The sequence below is a fragment of the Colwellia demingiae genome, from assembly GCF_007954275.1.
In the GTDB taxonomy this organism is placed as follows: Bacteria; Pseudomonadota; Gammaproteobacteria; order Enterobacterales; family Alteromonadaceae; genus Colwellia; species Colwellia demingiae.
The window spans coordinates 1-2,930 of the sequence record NZ_VOLT01000024.1; the positions used below are offsets into that span (position 1 = coordinate 1).

The 2,930-nt window shown below is 49.5% G+C and carries 1 rRNA gene; it reads right to left on the minus strand.

Annotated elements, in window-relative coordinates:
- Positions 1-24: 24 nt before the first annotated feature.
- Positions 25-2,918, minus strand: a 23S ribosomal RNA gene (locus tag ESZ36_RS22345).
- Positions 2,919-2,930 lie beyond the last annotated feature (12 nt).

Here is a 2,930-nt window from a genome sequence, read left to right on the forward strand (position 1 = left end):
TCAGCAAAACTACTTGGGTGTTGTATGGTTAAGCCTCACGGGTAATTAGTATCAGTTAGCTCAATGCCTCGCAGCACTTACACACCTGACCTATCAACGTTGTAGTCTCCAACGACCCTTTAGGGGACTTAAAGTCCCAGTGAGAACTCATCTCAAAGCCTGCTTCCCGCTTAGATGCTTTCAGCGGTTATCAGTTCCGAACGTAGCTACCGGGCAATGCCATTGGCATGACAACCCGAACACCAGTGGTTCGTCCACTCCGGTCCTCTCGTACTAGGAGCAGCCCTCTTCAATTCTCAAACGCCCACGGCAGATAGGGACCGAACTGTCTCACGACGTTCTAAACCCAGCTCGCGTACCACTTTAAATGGCGAACAGCCATACCCTTGGGACCGACTTCAGCCCCAGGATGTGATGAGCCGACATCGAGGTGCCAAACACCGCCGTCGATATGAACTCTTGGGCGGTATCAGCCTGTTATCCCCGGAGTACCTTTTATCCGTTGAGCGATGGCCCTTCCATACAGAACCACCGGATCACTATGACCTACTTTCGTACCTGCTCGACGTGTCTGTCTCGCAGTTAAGCTGGCTTATGCCATTGCACTAACCGTACGATGTCCGACCGTACTTAGCCAACCTTCGTGCTCCTCCGTTACTCTTTGGGAGGAGACCGCCCCAGTCAAACTACCCACCAGACAGTGTCCCCAAGCCCGATAAGGGCCCTAGGTTAGAACATCACGCATACAAGGGTGGTATTTCAAGATTGGCTCCACCACATCTAGCGACATGGTTTCAAAGCCTCCCACCTATCCTACACATGTAGGAGCAATGTTCACTGTCAAGCTATAGTAAAGGTTCACGGGGTCTTTCCGTCTAGCCGCGGGTATACGGCATCTTAACCGCAAATTCAATTTCACTGAGTCTCGGGTGGAGACAGTGTGGCCATGATTACGCCATTCGTGCAGGTCGGAACTTACCCGACAAGGAATTTCGCTACCTTAGGACCGTTATAGTTACGGCCGCCGTTTACCGGGGCTTCGATCATCAGCTTCGTCCGAGGACTAACCGAATCAATTAACCTTCCGGCACCGGGCAGGCGTCACACCGTATACGTCATCTTTCGATTTTGCACAGTGCTGTGTTTTTAATAAACAGTTCCAGCCACCTGGTTACTTCGACTACTCTTCGCTTACACCGCAAGGGTTTAACGTTGAGCAGCGTACCTTCTCCCGAAGTTACGGTACTATTTTGCCTAGTTCCTTCACCCGAGTTCTCTCAAGCGCCTTAGTATTCTCTACCTAACCACCTGTGTCGGTTTGGGGTACGGTTCCTATATATCTGAAGCTTAGAAGCTTTTCCTGGAAGCATGGCATCAACAACTTCAACTCCGTAGAGTCTCGTCTCGTATCTCAGTGTTAATGAAAACCCGGATTTACCTAAGTTAACCACCTACATACTTTCACACGGACTACCAACGCCGTGCTTGTTTAGCCTACTCCGTCCCTCCTTCGCAATATATAGAAGTACAGAAATATTAATCTGTTTCCCATCGACTACGCGTTTCCGCCTCGCCTTAGGGGCCGACTTACCCTGCCCTGATTAACATGGGACAGGAAACCTTGGTCTTTCGGCGGGGGAGTTTTTCACTCCCCTTATCGTTACTCATGTCAGCATTCGCACTTCTGATACCTCCAGCAAACTTCTCAATTCACCTTCAACGGCTTACAGAACGCTCCCCTACCACTTGAACCTAAGTTCAAATCCGCAGCTTCGGTGACTAGTTTAGCCCCGTTACATCTTCCGCGCAGACCGACTCGACTAGTGAGCTATTACGCTTTCTTTAAAGGATGGCTGCTTCTAAGCCAACCTCCTAGCTGTCTATGCCTTTCCACATCGTTTCCCACTTAACTAGTACTTTGGGACCTTAGCTGGCGGTCTGGGTTGTTTCCCTCTTCACAACGGACGTTAGCACCCGCAGTGTGTCTCCCGCATATCACTCATTGGTATTCGGAGTTTGCAAAGGGTTGGTAAGTCGGGATGACCCCCTAGCCTTAACAGTGCTCTACCCCCAATGGTGTTCGTGCGAGGCTCTACCTAAATAGATTTCGGGGAGAACCAGCTATCTCCCGGCTTGATTAGCCTTTCACTCCGACCCACAAGTCATCACCGCATTTTTCAACATACGTGTGTTCGGTCCTCCAGTTGATGTTACTCAACCTTCAACCTGCCCATGGGTAGATCGCCGGGTTTCGGGTCTATACCCTGCAACTAAACGCGCAGTTAACACTCGCTTTCGCTACGGCTCCCCTAATCGGTTAACCTTGCTACAGAATATAAGTCGCTGACCCATTATACAAAAGGTACGCAGTCACCCGACTAAATCGGGCTCCCACTGCTTGTACGTATGCGGTTTCAGGTTCTATTTCACTCCCCTCACAGGGGTTCTTTTCGCCTTTCCCTCACGGTACTGGTTCACTATCGGTCAGTTAGTAGTATTTAGCCTTGGAGGATGGTCCCCCCATATTCAGACAAAGTTTCACGTGCTCCGTCCTACTCGATTTCACTGTAAATTCATTTTTGTGTACGGGACTATCACCCTGTATCGTTGTCCTTTCCAGAACATTCCACTAACAAATAAACAGCTTAAGGGCTGATTCGCGTTCGCTCGCCGCTACTAACGAAATCTCGGTTGATTTCTTTTCCTCGGGGTACTTAGATGTTTCAGTTCTCCCGGTTCGCTTCGTTACGCTATGTATTCACGTAACGATACCTACCTTATGGTAAGTGGGTTTCCCCATTCGGACATCTTTGGCTATAACGGTTTTTATCACCTCACCAAAGCTTTTCGCAGATTAACACGTCCTTCATCGCCTCTAACTGCCAAGGCATCCACCACATACGCTTAGTCACTTAACCATACAACCCTAA